At 68.9% G+C, this 13,403-nt stretch carries 14 protein-coding genes; 4 read left to right on the forward strand and 10 right to left on the reverse strand.

Annotated features, from left to right (window positions below):
- Both OHA18_RS21410 and OHA18_RS21415 read left to right on the forward strand, forming a co-directional pair.
- The gene (locus tag OHA18_RS21410) at positions 1–828 is read left to right on the forward strand and encodes a M55 family metallopeptidase (protein ID WP_329005950.1); all 828 of its coding nucleotides are present in this window, start codon (positions 1–3) and stop codon (positions 826–828) included.
- 78 nt (positions 829–906) lie between these two features.
- Positions 907–1,329: a DUF2000 family protein gene (locus OHA18_RS21415; protein ID WP_442914401.1), complete on the forward strand. Its 423-nt coding sequence runs from the start codon at positions 907–909 to the stop codon at positions 1,327–1,329.
- Positions 1,330–1,338: 9 nt separating this feature from the next.
- On the opposite strand, the gene OHA18_RS21420 is transcribed toward OHA18_RS21415, so the two are convergent.
- The 5 genes from OHA18_RS21420 to sdhC all read right to left on the reverse strand — a co-directional run bounded on the left by OHA18_RS21420 (position 1,339) and on the right by sdhC (position 5,893).
- Positions 1,339–2,502 (reverse strand): WD40/YVTN/BNR-like repeat-containing protein, encoded by a 1,164-nt coding sequence (locus OHA18_RS21420; protein ID WP_329005951.1) that lies wholly within the window; start codon positions 2,500–2,502, stop codon positions 1,339–1,341.
- Between the two features lie 102 nt (positions 2,503–2,604).
- Positions 2,605–3,309, reverse strand: coding sequence for a succinate dehydrogenase iron-sulfur subunit (locus OHA18_RS21425; RefSeq protein WP_329005952.1), 705 nt, complete (start codon positions 3,307–3,309; stop codon positions 2,605–2,607).
- On the reverse strand, positions 3,309–5,051 hold the full coding sequence (sdhA, locus tag OHA18_RS21430) for a succinate dehydrogenase flavoprotein subunit (RefSeq protein ID WP_329005953.1): 1,743 nt from the start codon (positions 5,049–5,051) through the stop codon (positions 3,309–3,311). The genes OHA18_RS21425 and sdhA overlap by 1 nt, the downstream gene beginning before the upstream one ends.
- A 7-nt stretch (positions 5,052–5,058) precedes the next feature.
- Complete coding sequence (locus OHA18_RS21435; protein ID WP_329005954.1) at positions 5,059–5,514, reverse strand: succinate dehydrogenase hydrophobic membrane anchor subunit; 456 nt, start codon at positions 5,512–5,514, stop codon at positions 5,059–5,061.
- Between the two features lies 1 nt (position 5,515).
- Positions 5,516–5,893 carry a succinate dehydrogenase, cytochrome b556 subunit gene (gene sdhC / locus OHA18_RS21440; RefSeq protein WP_329005955.1) on the reverse strand — a complete coding sequence of 126 codons (378 nt, stop codon included), beginning with the start codon at positions 5,891–5,893 and terminating at the stop codon, positions 5,516–5,518.
- A gap of 185 nt (positions 5,894–6,078) precedes the next feature.
- On the opposite strand from sdhC, the gene OHA18_RS21445 reads away from it, so the two are divergent.
- Entirely contained in the window at positions 6,079–6,888 is an 810-nt protein-coding gene (locus OHA18_RS21445; RefSeq protein ID WP_329005956.1) for an MBL fold metallo-hydrolase, read from the forward strand.
- 340 nt (positions 6,889–7,228) lie between these two features.
- Here OHA18_RS21445 and OHA18_RS21450 read toward each other — a convergent pair whose 3' ends face one another.
- The 4 genes from OHA18_RS21450 to OHA18_RS21465 form a co-directional block, all read right to left on the reverse strand.
- Positions 7,229–8,458 carry a glycosyltransferase gene (locus OHA18_RS21450; protein WP_329005957.1) on the reverse strand — a complete coding sequence of 410 codons (1,230 nt, stop codon included), beginning with the start codon at positions 8,456–8,458 and terminating at the stop codon, positions 7,229–7,231.
- The gene (locus tag OHA18_RS21455; RefSeq protein WP_329005958.1) at positions 8,455–9,579 is read right to left on the reverse strand and encodes a glycosyltransferase family 4 protein; all 1,125 of its coding nucleotides are present in this window, start codon (positions 9,577–9,579) and stop codon (positions 8,455–8,457) included. The genes OHA18_RS21450 and OHA18_RS21455 overlap by 4 nt, the downstream gene beginning before the upstream one ends.
- A gap of 179 nt (positions 9,580–9,758) precedes the next feature.
- Positions 9,759–10,184 (reverse strand): type II toxin-antitoxin system VapC family toxin, encoded by a 426-nt coding sequence (locus OHA18_RS21460; RefSeq protein WP_329006145.1) that lies wholly within the window; start codon positions 10,182–10,184, stop codon positions 9,759–9,761.
- The gene (locus tag OHA18_RS21465) at positions 10,181–10,333 is read right to left on the reverse strand and encodes a hypothetical protein (RefSeq protein WP_329005959.1); all 153 of its coding nucleotides are present in this window, start codon (positions 10,331–10,333) and stop codon (positions 10,181–10,183) included. Before OHA18_RS21465 ends, OHA18_RS21460 begins: the two co-directional genes overlap by 4 nt.
- A gap of 200 nt (positions 10,334–10,533) precedes the next feature.
- Here OHA18_RS21465 and OHA18_RS21470 point away from each other — a divergent pair, with 200 nt between their 5' ends.
- A complete protein-coding gene (locus tag OHA18_RS21470; protein WP_329005960.1) occupies positions 10,534–12,108 on the forward strand; it encodes an acyl-CoA mutase large subunit family protein in 1,575 nt (524 codons plus the stop codon).
- A gap of 11 nt (positions 12,109–12,119) precedes the next feature.
- On the opposite strand, the gene OHA18_RS21475 is transcribed toward OHA18_RS21470, so the two are convergent.
- Positions 12,120–13,301 (reverse strand): amidohydrolase, encoded by a 1,182-nt coding sequence (locus tag OHA18_RS21475; protein ID WP_329005961.1) that lies wholly within the window; start codon positions 13,299–13,301, stop codon positions 12,120–12,122.
- Between the last annotated feature and the right edge of the window lie 102 nt (positions 13,302–13,403).

Below are 13,403 nucleotides of genomic sequence, written 5' to 3' on the forward strand. Positions count from 1 at the left end.
GTGAAGGTATACGTGAGCGCGGACATGGAAGGCATCACCGGACTGGTCGACGCGGAGGACGTCCAGCCGCCGGGACGGGACTACGAGCGCAGCCGGGTGCTGATGACCGAGGACGTGAACGCCGCCGTCCGCGGGGCATACGCCGCCGGCGCGACGGCCGTCCTGGTCAACGACGCCCACGGCCCGATGCGCAACCTGCTGCCCGACCTCCTCGACCCGCGCGTCCGCCTGATCAAGGGCCGCCCGAAGCCGATGGGCATGATCGAGGGCCTGTCACCCGAGTACGACGCCGTGCTGTGCATCGGCTTCCACGCCCGCGCCGGCGTCCTCGGCGTACTGAGCCACAGCTTCATGGGCCACGAGATCGAGGACATCTGGCTCGACGACCGCCTCACCGGCGAGATCGGCCTCCTCCACGCGGCGGCAGCGGCGTACGGCGTACCCGTGGCGCTGCTCACCGGCGACGACACCGCCTGCGAGGAAACGAAGTCCTGGGACCCCACGGTGACCACCGTCCCGGTCAAGTTCGCCAAGGACCGGTTCGCCGCCCAACTGGTCCCGGTGGCCGAGGCCCGCGAGGCCATCGAAACCACCACGACAGAAGCCCTCACCAACCTCCCCGCACCAGCCGCGGCCCCCGGACCACACCGACTGACCGTCCGCTGGCAGTCCGCATCCGTCGCCCTGCACCTCACCGCGATCCCCGGCGTAGAACGCCAGGACGACCGCACGGTGACCGTGGAGGGCGACATGCTCCACCTCTACCGGCTCTTCAACCTGTTCCTGCGGGTCTGTACCGCAGTCACCTCGAACCCGCCGTACTGCTGAGGGTGCGCGGATCCGCAAGGCCGGAGAGGCTTAAAACGTACAAGACCGGTGCCGGGGCCGCCCCCGACCATCGATGGTGTGGATGAGCCGATCAGATTTGATACGAAGATCGCCGTACTGCTGCGCGACGACCTGGCGGTGTGGCAGCGGCTGAACGTGACCGCGTTCCTGGTCAGCGGGGTCGCCGCGACACACCCCGAGGTCGTGGGCGAGCCCTACGAGGACGGCGACGAGGTCCGGTACCTGCCGATGTTCCGCCAGCCGGTGCTGGTGTTCGAGGGCAGCAAGGAGTTCATGGCCGTCGCGCACGAACGCGCGCTCCGGCGCGAGATCGAGCACGCGGTGTTCACCCAGGATTTGTTTGCCACTGGCAACGACCGCGACAACCGGGCCGCGGTGAAGGCGGTCTCGACCGCGGACCTGGACCTGGTCGGGATCGCCTGCTACGGGCCGAAGAACGCGGTGGACAAGGTGCTCAAGGGCGCCGCCATGCACCACTGAGCAGCTGGACTAGCGAGGCGCGAACTTCGTCCAGGTCGCGCCCTCGTCCGTGCTGAGCACGACCTCCGTCGTCCGGCGCTTCGGTACCTCGAACCCGTACATCAGGTGCTCGTCCCCGGAGAGATCGGCGAGATCACCCGGATACCCGCGGTCGAGGTCCGCCGCCGCGTCCCGCACCCGGTACAGCCGCGGCCGGTCGTTGAGCCGCCCGCCGAGCATCAGCGCCGTACCGTCGTCGAAGGCGAGCGGTGGCGTGTTCAGGCTCTGCGGCGGGTGCGCGACGTCCGTCCAGGTCGCCCCGCGGTCCTTCGAGATGCGCATCTTCGCGACCGCCTGGCCGCTGTCGCCGACGACGACCGAGGTGGTGACCAGCGTCTTGCCGTCCGGGCTGACGGCGAGCCGGCCGAGCTGGTTGTGGCTGTCGAGGGACTGCGAGCGCCAGGTCTTGCCGCCGTCGTCGGTCCAGAGGATGTCGGTCCGGCCGACCCCGGTCAGCATCCAGCACCGGCCGCTGGTGTCGCAGACCGGCGACCGGGTGCCGCGGGTGTCGAGCATCCGGACCGACGACTCCGCCGGGTTCACCACCACGATCCGGCCCGGCACGATCTGGTCGGTGAGGATCTCGCCGGTCGCGAACGTGGAGGTGGGCATCCGGTACCGGAGCCGGGTCAGCACCGGACCGTCGTAGGTCATCCGGAACATCATCGACGTGTCTCCGGTCAGCGTGCCCTCGCGGGGCGGGGCGACCGCGATCGCCTCGGTCCCGTCCTGCAGGGTCGCGTACGGGACCGGCCACTCCGGGGAGGTGGCGCGGGCGCCGTCGCGATCGAGTACTGCGGCGTACCGGCAGTTCGGGCTGGTGGTGCAGTCGGACCAGCCGGCCGCCCAGCGGTTCCGGGTCACCATCGTCATCGACAGCACCTGTGCCCGCTCGGCGTTCACCACCTCCGTCCCGGCCGGCCCGGCGGCCGCGGGCTCGATGGCCAGCGGTCCCGCGTCGCCCGCGGTCCGGTGCGAGATGAAGAGCGTCGACGCGATCACGACCGATGTCGTGGCGGACAGCACACCAAGCACGAGTAGCGGCGGAGCGCTCCGGGGTACGCCACAGCGCTCCAGCAGTGCGACCAGCCGGGAGTAGTAGCGGTCGAAGAACTCACGGACGCGCTGCTGCACACTCACCCCCCGGGCTGACGAGCAGCCCCTGTCCTCGCGAGGGCAGAGGCTGCGTGGCCGAATTAGCCGGGACGAAGTTTATGCGACAGCCAGGGCCGCCGATCACACCCGCCTGAAGATGAGGGCGCGCTTCACTTCCTGGATCGCCTTGGTGACCTCGATACCGCGCGGGCAGGCGTCGGTGCAGTTGAAGGTGGTCCGGCAGCGCCAGACGCCCTCTTTGTCGTTCAGGATCTCGAGCCGCTGCTCGGTGCCCTCGTCGCGGCTGTCGAAGATGAACCGGTGCGCGCCGACGATCGCCTGCGGGCCGAAGTACTGGCCGTCGGACCAGAACACCGGGCAGGACGTCGTACACGCGGCGCAGAGGATGCACTTGGTGGTGTCGTCGAACCGGGCCCGGTCCTCCGGCGACTGGATCCGCTCCCGGGTCGGCTCGTGACCGCTGGTGACCAGGAACGGCATCACCGCGCGGTACGCCTCGAAGAACGGGTCCATGTCGACGACCAGGTCCTTGAGCACCGTCAGGCCCTTGATCGGCTCGACGGTGATCTCCTTGTCCGGGTTCAGGTCCTTGATCAGCGTCTTGCAGGCCAGCCGGTTCCGCCCGTTGATCCGCATCGCGTCCGAGCCGCAGACACCGTGCGCGCAGGACCGCCGGAACGTCAGCGTGCCGTCCTGCTCCCACTTGATCTTGTGCAGCGCGTCGAGCACCCGGTCGGTCGGCTCCAGCGTGACGGAGTACGTCTTCCACTCCGCCTCGTCGAGCACCTCGGGGTTGTACCGGAGGATCTTGACCTTCACGTCCATCAGTACTTGCGCTCCATCGGCTTGTAGCGGGTCTGCACGACCGGCTTGTAGTCCAGCCGGATGTTGACGTTGCCCTCGGCGTCGATCTCGCGGTACGCCATCGTGTGCCGCATGAAGTTCACGTCGTCGCGGGTCGCGTAGTCCTCGCGGAAGTGCCCGCCGCGGGACTCCTTGCGCTCCAGCGCGGACACCACCAGCACCTCGGCCAGGTCGAGCAGGAAGCCGAGCTCGACCGCCTCGAGCAGGTCGGTGTTGAAACGCTTGCCCTTGTCCTGGACGGCGACGTCCGCGAACCGGAGTTTCAGCGCCTCGATGTCGATCAGCGCCTGCTTCAGCGAGCCCTCGGTCCGGTACACCTGCGCGTTCAGGTCCATCGTCGCCTGCAGATCGAACCGGATCGCCGCGATCCGCTCCTCACCGGTCGAGTTGCGCAGCCCCTCGATCAGCTCCACGACATACTTTTCCGGCTCGGAAGGCAGTTCCTCGAATTCCGCGGTCGACGCGTACTCCGCAGCCGCGATCCCGGCCCGGCGGCCGAACACGTTGATGTCGAGCAGCGAGTTGGTCCCCAGGCGGTTCGCACCGTGGACGGACACGCACGCGACCTCGCCGGCGGCGTACAGGCCCGGGATCACGTCGTCGTTGTTCGCCAGCGCCTCGCCCTGGATGTTGGTCGGGATGCCGCCCATCGCGTAGTGCGCGGTCGGGAACACCGGGATCTGCTCGGTGTACGGCTCGACGCCCAGGTAGGTGCGCGCGAACTCGGTGATGTCCGGCAGCTTCGCGTCGATGTGCGCGGGCTCCAGGTGGGTCAGGTCGAGCATCACGTACGCGCCGTCCGGACCGCAGCCGCGGCCCTCGCGGACCTCGTTCGCCATCGCGCGGGCGACCATGTCGCGCGGCGCGAGGTCCTTCACGGTCGGCGCGTAGCGCTCCATGAAGCGTTCGTTGTCCTTGTTCCGCAGGATGCCGCCCTCACCGCGGGCCGCCTCCGACAGCAGGACGCCGAGACCCGCCAGGCCGGTCGGGTGGAACTGGAAGAACTCCATGTCCTCCAGCGGCAGGCCCTTGCGCCAGACGATGCCCATCCCGTCGCCGGTCAGCGTGTGCGCGTTGGACGTGGTCCGGAAGACCTTGCCGAAACCACCGGACGCGAAGATCACCGACTTGGCCGAGAACACGTGCAGCTCGCCGGTGGCCAGCTCGTAGGCGACCACACCGCTCGCCTTGCCGTCGGTCATCAGCAGGTCGAGGACGTAGTACTCGTTGAAGAATTCGACGTTCTGCTTGATGCACTGCTGGTACAGCGTCTGCAGGATCATGTGCCCGGTGCGGTCGGCCGCGAAGCAGGACCGGCGTACGACGGCCTCGCCGTGGTTGCGGGTGTGGCCGCCGAAGAACCGCTGGTCGATCTTGCCCTCGGCGGTCCGGTTGAACGGTAGACCCATCTTCTCCAGGTCGAGCACCGCGTCGACGGCCTCGCGGCACATCACCTCGGCCGCGTCCTGGTCGACCAGGAAGTCACCACCCTTGACCGTGTCGAAGGTGTGCCACTCCCAGTTGTCCTCCTCGACGTTCGCCAGCGCGGCACACATGCCGCCCTGGGCCGCGCCGGTGTGCGACCGGGTCGGATAGAGCTTGGTGAGTACTGCGGTGCGGGTGCGCTTGCTGGACTCGAGAGCCGCGCGCATTCCCGCGCCACCCGCGCCGACGATGATGACGTCGTACTGGTGCTGTTGCATTTCTTCCTTACTTACAGACCGACAGCGTGCTGTTCGGGTCTAGGCAGGGGTCGAAGGTGAAGATCACCAGGGTGCCGAGGACGACGATGACGATCGCCGCGGTGATCAGCAAGGCCTTGAGCCAGAACCGGGTCTGGTCCTTCTCGGCGTAGTCGTTGATGATCGTGCGCAGGCCGTTCGAGCCGTGCAGCATCGCCAGCCACAGCATCAGCAGGTCCCAGACCTGCCACAGCGGGTTGGCCCACTTGCCGGCCACGAAGCCGAAGTCCAGCGCGGTGATCCCGCCGCCGAGCATCAGGTTCACGAACAGGTGCCCGAGCACCAGGATGACGAGGGCGAGCCCGGACAGCCGCATGAACAGCCAGCTGTACAGCTCGAAGTTGGTCTGGCCCGAACGGTTCCGGCCGCCGCCCTTGAGGTTTCGCGACCGGTTGCTCGACCGGGGAGCCGCGATCTCGCTCATCTCAGCCTCCGAACACGTGGGTCAGATGGCGGATGACGAACGGGACGAACAGGACCACCCAGATCACCCCGACGCCGATCATCAGCTGCCGCTGGTAGCGCGGGCCCTTGGCCCAGAAGTCCACCAGGATCAGCCGGATGCCGTTGAACGCGTGGAACAGGATCGCGGCCACCAGGCCGACCTCGAGCAGCCCGACGATCGGGTTCTTGTAGGTGCCGATGACCTCGTTGTACGCGTGCGGCGAGACCCGGACCAGCGCGGTGTCCAGCACGTGCACCAGCAGGAAGAAGAAGATCCCGACACCGGTGATCCGGTGCGCGACCCACGACCACATGCCCTCCCGGCCGCGGTACAGCGTGCCGGCTGGTTTGCTGGGCACCAGATCCTCCTCGGACGCGTTTGCCAAATCGTCTTTGATGCTAGACCCGCTCACCGCGATGAAATGTCCTGACAGCTGTGACATCGATCGCGGTGTATGTGATTTCGGTCGCGTCGTAGCTTGACTTCAACTGAGCTTGAACGCGTTGGCTTACCGGCACATCAGAACCGAAGGGGAGAACTACAGTGAGTTTCTGGATCTGTGCGACCTGTGCGGTCGAGCACTCCGAGCAGGTCGACGTATGCGCGATCTGCGCCGACGAGCGGCAGTGGGTGCCCGCCGACGGGCAGCACTGGACCACGCTCGAGGAGCTGGCCGGCACCGAGGTCACCATCACCGAGGTGGAGCCCGACCTGTACGGCATCCGCTCGAAGCCGCCGATCGGGATCGGCCAGCAGTCGATGCTGGTGACAACGGAGGCGGGCAACCTGCTCTGGGACCCGATCGGGTACGTCGACGACGACGCCGTCCGCCGGGTCCGCGAGCGGGGCGAGGTGGTCGGGATCATCGCCAGCCACCCGCACATGTACGGCGTCCAGGTCGAGTGGAGCCACCGCCTCGGCGACGTACCGGTGTATGTCTCGGAGGCGGACAAGGAGTGGGTCGCCCGGCAGGACGCGGTGATCCGGACCTGGTCGGGCACGCTGACGCCGCTACCCGGAGTGACCGTTCTCCAACCGGGCGGTCACTTCCCCGGCAGCGCGGTCGTGCACTGGCAGAACGGTGCCGAGGGCAAGGGTGTGATCCTGTCCGGCGACACGATCTTCGCCAACCCCGACCGTACGTCGGTGAGCTTCATGCGCAGCTACCCGAACCGCATCCCGCTGTCCGGCGCGGTCGTCGACCGGGTCGCCCGCTCCCTCGACCCCTACGAGTACGACCGCCTGTACAACAACTTCGGCGCCAGCATCCCAACAGACGCCAAGGCCGTAGTCCGCCGCTCCGCCGACCGCCACGCGGCCTGGACCCGAGGCGACTACGACCACCTCACCTGAAACGATCAGGCCAACCGAGGCGAACCTCGAGTCGTGGCGGCCGGCTCGCGCCAGTTCCGCCGAGTCGTGGAAAGAGGTTGTGAAAATCTGCCTCGATCCACGACTCGGCGATCGGAGCCGGAACCGTTTGCCACGACTCGCGGGGATGGTGCGGGCGTGTACAGAGGGGTTGGCGTATGTCGCGGTCGGCTTTCCGGAAAGAAGTTTGCGCTCGGTGGCGATTATGTTCCGGAGAGCTCGTCCGGACCGGCGGTCAGAGGCCGGGACCCGGGGTCAGTGAGGGGCTGGCGGTCCGGCTGCGACGGGGCCGCCCCGGTCTGGCAGCGGCGGGACAGCCCTTCTAGGCGGCGACGCGGGTCTGGCTGAGGCGGTGGTGGAGGGCGAGCATGCGATTGACGCAGGTCTGCCATTCGTAGCGTTCGGCGCGATGGCGGGCGGCGGCCCGGCGGCCGGGGACCTTCGCCAGCGCGAGGACCGCGTCGGCCAGGGCGGAAGGTTTGGCGGCCTCCCAGCGGCCGCAGGTCTCGTCGACGAGTTCGCGGGCGCCGCCGGTGTTCGCGGTGACGACCGGGGTGCCGGCGGCGAGGGCCTCGAGGACGGCCAGGCCGAAGGTCTCGCCGGGGCAGACGGACAGTGCGATGTCGGCCTCGGCGAGATGCCTGGCGAGCGTCCGGCGGCCGTCGACGTACCCGTGGAACGTGACCGGCGCATCGCCCGCGATCTCGATCAGCTCGTCGAGGTGCGGACCGGTGCCGTACACATCCATCCGCAGTTTCACGCCCCGGCGGTGGAGCTCGGCCGCGGTGGCGACCGCGAGGTGCGGACTCTTCTCGCGCGACAGCCGTCCGGCGTGCACCAGCTTCAGTACGCCGTCGTCCACCGGCTCGGCCAGCGACGGGTGGAACGTGTCCAGGTCGACCCCGAGCGGGATCCGGACCAGCGGTGTGGTCACCTCGTCGAACTCGGCCGCCGCATACCGGGACGTGACCACGACGGCGTCGTACGTGCGACTGAGGATGCGGTACAGCGCGGCGACGGTCGCGACCACATGGAGCTGGCTGGCCTTCACGCCCTCGGCGCGGCGCTGCACGCTCTCACCGGTCCAGCGGCTGGTGCGCTGGCTGACCTCACCGAGCATCCGGCCGGGACGCAGTACGTCGTGGCCGCCGAGCTGACCCGGGCGGGCCGACCCCAGCGCCAGCATCGCGTCCAGGCGTTCGTGGCTGAACAGGATCGTGCCGACGTCGTTGCGCCGGGCCCAGCGCGCGACCGGGAGCAGCGTCGACTTGTCCGAGATCTCGACCGTGGTCGGCCCGAACTTCTTCAGTACGTCGATCACGTTCCACGGGTTGGTGATCAGCCGGTAGCCACCGCTCACCTTGGGCGCCTTCACCCGGACCACCGTGCCGAACCCGGTCTCCTCGACGGTGTCGCGCTCGCCCGGCGTGATCACGATCCGCTCGGCGCCGGCCTCGACGTACCCCTGGCCGATCTGCTCGATCGCGGTCCGCATCCCACCGGACGTCGGCCCGACGAAGTTCGCCAGTTGGGCGATCCGGAGCGCACTCACGCGACCCGCCGGACAGCCGCCGCCTCACGGAGGACCTCGGCGTAGTGCCGGTCGACCAGGTCGTCGACCACCGCCGGCCAGGTCCGGGACTGCACCCGCTGCAGGCCGGCGGCCGCCATCCGGCCGCGGGCCTCAGGGTGGTCGAGCATGATCTTCACCTGGTCGCGCAGCGATCCCGGCTTGCCCGGCTCGAACAGCAGGCCGTTCTCGCCCGGGTGGATCAGGTCGAGCGGGCCGCCCGCGGCTGGGCCGACCGTGGCCACGCCGGACGCCTGCGCCTCCTGGATCGTCTGGCAGAACGTCTCGTGCTCGCCGGTGTGCACGAACACGTCCAGCCCGGCGAAGATCGACGCCAGGTCGGCGCCGCGGCGCATCCCCAGGAAGGTTGCCGTCGGCAACGCGTTCTCCAGTGAGGCGCGGTCCGGGCCGTCGCCGACGACCACGATCCGGCAGTCCAGCTCGGTCAGCTCGGCGAGCCGGCGTACCTTCTTCTCCGCGGCCAGCCGGCCGACGTACCCGACGATCGGCTTGCCGTCCGGCGAGATCTGCCGGCGCCATTCCTCGTCGCGGTGCTTGGGGTCGAACAGGTCGAGGTTCACGCCGCGGCCCCACAGGTGCACCCACGGTACGCCGCGCTGCACCAGCGCGTCGACGGATGCCGTCGAAGGCGCGAGGGTGCGGTCGGCGCGCGAGTGCGTCCGCCGTACCCAGCGCCAGATGCCGCGGTCTGCGGCGGCGTACCAGGGGTACTGGCGGGCGAAGCCGGCGATGTCGGTCTGGAAGATCGCGACCGTCGGTAGCCCGAGCTTGCGGGCCGCGCGCAGGCCGTACGCGCCGATGATGAACGGCGACGCGAGGTGCACCAGGTCCGGCTTGAAGTCGGCCATCGCGCGTTCGATCGACGGATCGGGCAGGCCGACCGGGTACTCCTTGTAGCCGGGCGTCCGGAAGCTGCGGGCCCGGATCACCGGTACGTCGCCGTACGCGTCGGGACCCGGTCCGGGGGCGATGATCAGCAGTGCGTGCCCACGGGCGCGCAGCCGGTCGGCCACGTGGCGCGCCGTGTTCGCCACGCCATTGATCTGCGGCAGGAAAGTCTCGGCCACCATCACGATTCGCACACTTCGAAGGTTCCTCACCGCGCATGAACCCTGGGCGACGCTCTCGTGACCCGGCGTCGATGCCCTGTCGACACCTGCAGGGATTTGAAGTGTCCTTCAGGTTGCCACCGGGCTGTGCTTGGTTAGTCGTATGCGAACTCTGGGGATCGTGGTCGCGGTGGTCGGCCGGCGAGACGAGGTCAGGGGGCGATGAGCGGAACAGTGGGGAAGTAGGTGAGGTAGCGGTTGGCGTCGCGGGTGAGGAGCCGGTGGCCGGCGATCGCGGCGTGGGCTCCGATGTAGAAGTCGCCGAGCGGCGAACGGCGAGGTCCTCCGCGCCGACGACAGGTGAGGAAGGCCTTCCCCGCCAGGAATCCGGCGTCGAACGGGAGCGGTTCGCGTCCCAGCTCGGCCTCGTCGAGGACCTCGTCGAGCTCCTCGACGGAGTTGAAGTCGACCGACACCTCGGCGTACAGGATGGGGTTGATCACAAGTGGTCCCTGGTCGGCTGCTTGCGCGAGGGCGTCCTCCGACCAGTCGGCCCAATTCGGGTCGTCGGTGGTGAGGTCGAGGATGACGCAGGCGTCGACGAGAGTTGTCGGTGGCCGGGACCAGTGACAGGTCAGTCCTCGCCACGCAGCAGCTCCATGATCTCGTCGGTGCTCATGCCGCTGGTGCCACGGCCGCGCAGCCGTGCGGCAGCCTGCCGGCCGTGCGACCGGTTGGACTTCGCGCGGACAAGCTGTACGGCGTTCCCGCGGAGGACAAACTCCACTTCGTCGCCGTCGTGGAGCCCAGATGCTCGCGGATCTCCAACGGTACGGTCAGTTGACCCTTTGGCCGCAATTTCATGGACACCTCCTGGTAGGAATCCAACCAGTAGGAATCAGACCCAACGAGGTCGCCCGAGCGTGCTGTTCGCCTGGCGTGCTCGACGTCATACCAGTCGGGCGGTGGTTCGCCTACCTTTGGGGCATGAGTCATCGCAGCGAGTCGGGGTTCGAGTTCGATCCGGTGTACGAGCCGCTGGACGGGTTCGACCCGGCGGCGAAGCTGGGTGAGCCGGGGCAGTTCCCGTACACCCGGGGCGTGTACCCGACGATGTACACGCAGCGGCCGTGGACCATGCGGCAGTACGCCGGGTTCGGGACCGCGGCCGAGTCGAACCAGCGGTACCACCAGCTGATCGACCACGGGACCATGGGCCTGTCGGTCGCGTTCGACCTGCCGACCCAGATGGGGTACGACTCCGACGCCACGATCGCGCACGGCGAGGTCGGCAAGGTCGGGGTGGCGATCGACTCGATCGACGACATGCGGGTGCTGTTCGACAAGATCCCGCTGGACCAGGTGTCCACTTCGATGACCATCAACGCACCCGGATCGGTGCTGCTCCTGCTGTACCAGTTGGTGGCCGAGGAGCAGGGCGTCTCCGCCGGCAAGCTGACCGGCACGATCCAGAACGACGTACTGAAGGAGTACATCGCGCGCGGCACCTACATCTACCCGCCGAAGGAGTCGCTGCGGCTGATCAGCGACATCTTCGCGTACTGCCAGTCCGAGCTGCCGAAGTGGAACACGATCTCGATCTCGGGCTACCACATGGCCGAGGCCGGGGCGACGCCCGCGCAGGAGATCGCGTTCACGCTGGCGAACGGGATCGAGTACGTCCGGGCCGCGGTCGCGTCCGGGCTGGAGGTGGACGAGTTCGCGCCGCGGCTGTCGTTCTTCTTCGTCGCGCGGACGACGCTGCTGGAGGAGGTGGCGAAGTTCCGGGCCGCGCGGCGGATCTGGTCGCGGGTGATGCGGGACGAGTTCGGCGCCAAGAACCCGAAGTCGCTGATGCTGCGGTTCCACACCCAGACGGCCGGCGTACAGCTCACCGCGCAGCAGCCCGAGGTCAACCTCGTCCGCGTGGCGATCCAGGGCCTGGCCGCCGTGCTCGGTGGCACCCAGTCCCTGCACACCAACTCCTATGACGAGGCGATCGCGCTACCCACCGAGAAGGCCGCCCGGCTGGCGCTGCGTACCCAGCAGGTGCTGGCGTACGAGACCGACATCACCGCCACGGTCGACCCGTTCGCCGGCTCGTACGTCGTCGAGTCGCTCACCGACGAGGTCGAGGCCGCGGCGGTGGAGCTGATGGACCAGGTCGAGGAGTACGGCGGGGCGGTCGCCGCGATCGAGAAGGGCTTCCAGAAGCAGGAGATCGAGCGCTCGGCGTACCAGATCGCCCAGGAGATCGACTCGGTGGAACGTGTCGTCGTCGGGATGAACAAGTTCAAGATCGCCGAAGAGGAGCCGTACGAGCCGCTCCGCGTCGATCCCACCATCGAGGCCCAGCAAACCGCCCGCCTCGCCGACCTCCGCGCCAACCGCGACCAGGCCGCCGTCGACAAGGCCCTCGCCGCCCTCAAAAAGGCTGCCCAAGGCAACGACAACTGCCTCTACCCGATGAAAGCGGCCCTGAAGGCCCGAGCCACCGTCGGCGAAGTCTCCAACACCCTCCGCGAAGTCTGGGGCGTCTACGTCCCCGCCGACACCTTCTAGAAAGTCCTTGGTCAGTCGAGGAGGGCGGCTGAGGTGAGGACTGTCGTGCCCAGGGTGATGGCTTCTTCGGAGGGGGTGAAGCCGGGGGTGTGGAGGTCGGCGGCTGATTCCTGGGTGGGCGGGCGGACGCCCAGGCGGGCCATGGCGCCGGGGACGTGTTCGAGGTACCAGGCGAAGTCTTCGCCGCCGAGGCTCTGATCCGTCGGCGCGATCGCGCTGGAGCCCAGGGTCTGCTGTACGGCGTTGTTCAGAACGCTGATGGCGGTCGCGTCGTTCATGACGGGCGGTACGCCGTGGGTGACCTCGGTATCGACCTCCACGCCGTACGGGCGGACGATCTGCTCGGCCAGCGACGGGATCAGCTCCTCGGCCAGCCGCCACGCGTTGGCGTCGAGGCAGCGGAGGGTGCCCTCGGCCTCGCCGCGGGACGGGATCGCGTTGGCGGCCGAACCGGAGGTGATGCGGCCCCAGACCAGCGACATGCCGGCGCGCGGGTCGACCCGGCGGGAGAGTGCGGCCGGGAGCGCTGCCACCAGGGTCGCGAGCGCGTAGACAAGGTCCGCGGTCAGATGCGGCCGGGACGTATGGCCGCCCGGTCCGGTGAGCCGCACGAGGATGCGGTCGGCGGCCGCGGTCAGTGCACCGACGCGCAGCCCGACCTGGCCCACCTGCAGCCGCGGGTCGCAGTGCAGCCCATAGATACGGCGGACCCCGTCGAGTCCGCCGGCCGCGATGACACCGAGAGCTCCGCCCGGCATCACCTCCTCAGCCGGCTGGAAGATCACCCGGACCCGCCGGTCCAGCTGTCCATCGCGCGCCATCCCGGCCAGCACGAGCGACGCACCGAGCAGAGCCGACGTGTGGACGTCGTGACCGCACGCGTGCGCCACGCCGTCGAGCGTCGACCGCCAAGGGGCCTCCACCCCGTCCGGCACCGGCAGCGCGTCGATGTCCGCGCGTAGCGCCACGCACGTGTCGCCGGAGCCGATATCGCAGATCAGTCCGGTCCCTGTCGGCAGCACCCGCGGCGACAGCCCGGCCTCGACCAGCCGCTTCTCGAGGAGCTCGGTCGTCCGGACCTCGTGCCACCCGAGCTCCGGGTGCGCGTGCAGGTCGCGCCGTACCTCGACCATCTCCTCGCGCACCGCCTCGACCCGCGCGAGCACGTCCGCGACCAGCAACTGATGACTCATCCCGAGATTGTGCACCAGCGGTACGACGGATCCGGCCCGGCCCCGCCGCCGGCCACACGGCGAGACGACCACGCACGGTGAGAGCGGCCACGGAGCGTGCAC

This window comes from Kribbella sp. NBC_00709 (assembly GCF_036226565.1).
In the GTDB taxonomy this organism is placed as follows: Bacteria; Actinomycetota; Actinomycetes; order Propionibacteriales; family Kribbellaceae; genus Kribbella.

Bases quoted from the DNA above. Each gene is read 5' to 3' on its own strand.
- OHA18_RS21470 (WP_329005960.1), top strand. From the start codon at position 10,534: ATGAGTCATCGCAGCGAGTCGGGGTTCGAGTTCGATCCGGTGTACGAG.
- sdhA (WP_329005953.1), bottom strand. From the start codon at position 5,051: ATGCAACAGCACCAGTACGACGTCATCATCGTCGGCGCGGGTGGCGCG.
- OHA18_RS21475 (WP_329005961.1), bottom strand. From the start codon at position 13,301: ATGAGTCATCAGTTGCTGGTCGCGGACGTGCTCGCGCGGGTCGAGGCG.
- OHA18_RS21435 (WP_329005954.1), bottom strand. From the start codon at position 5,514: ATGAGCGAGATCGCGGCTCCCCGGTCGAGCAACCGGTCGCGAAACCTC.
- OHA18_RS21425 (WP_329005952.1), bottom strand. From the start codon at position 3,309: ATGGACGTGAAGGTCAAGATCCTCCGGTACAACCCCGAGGTGCTCGAC.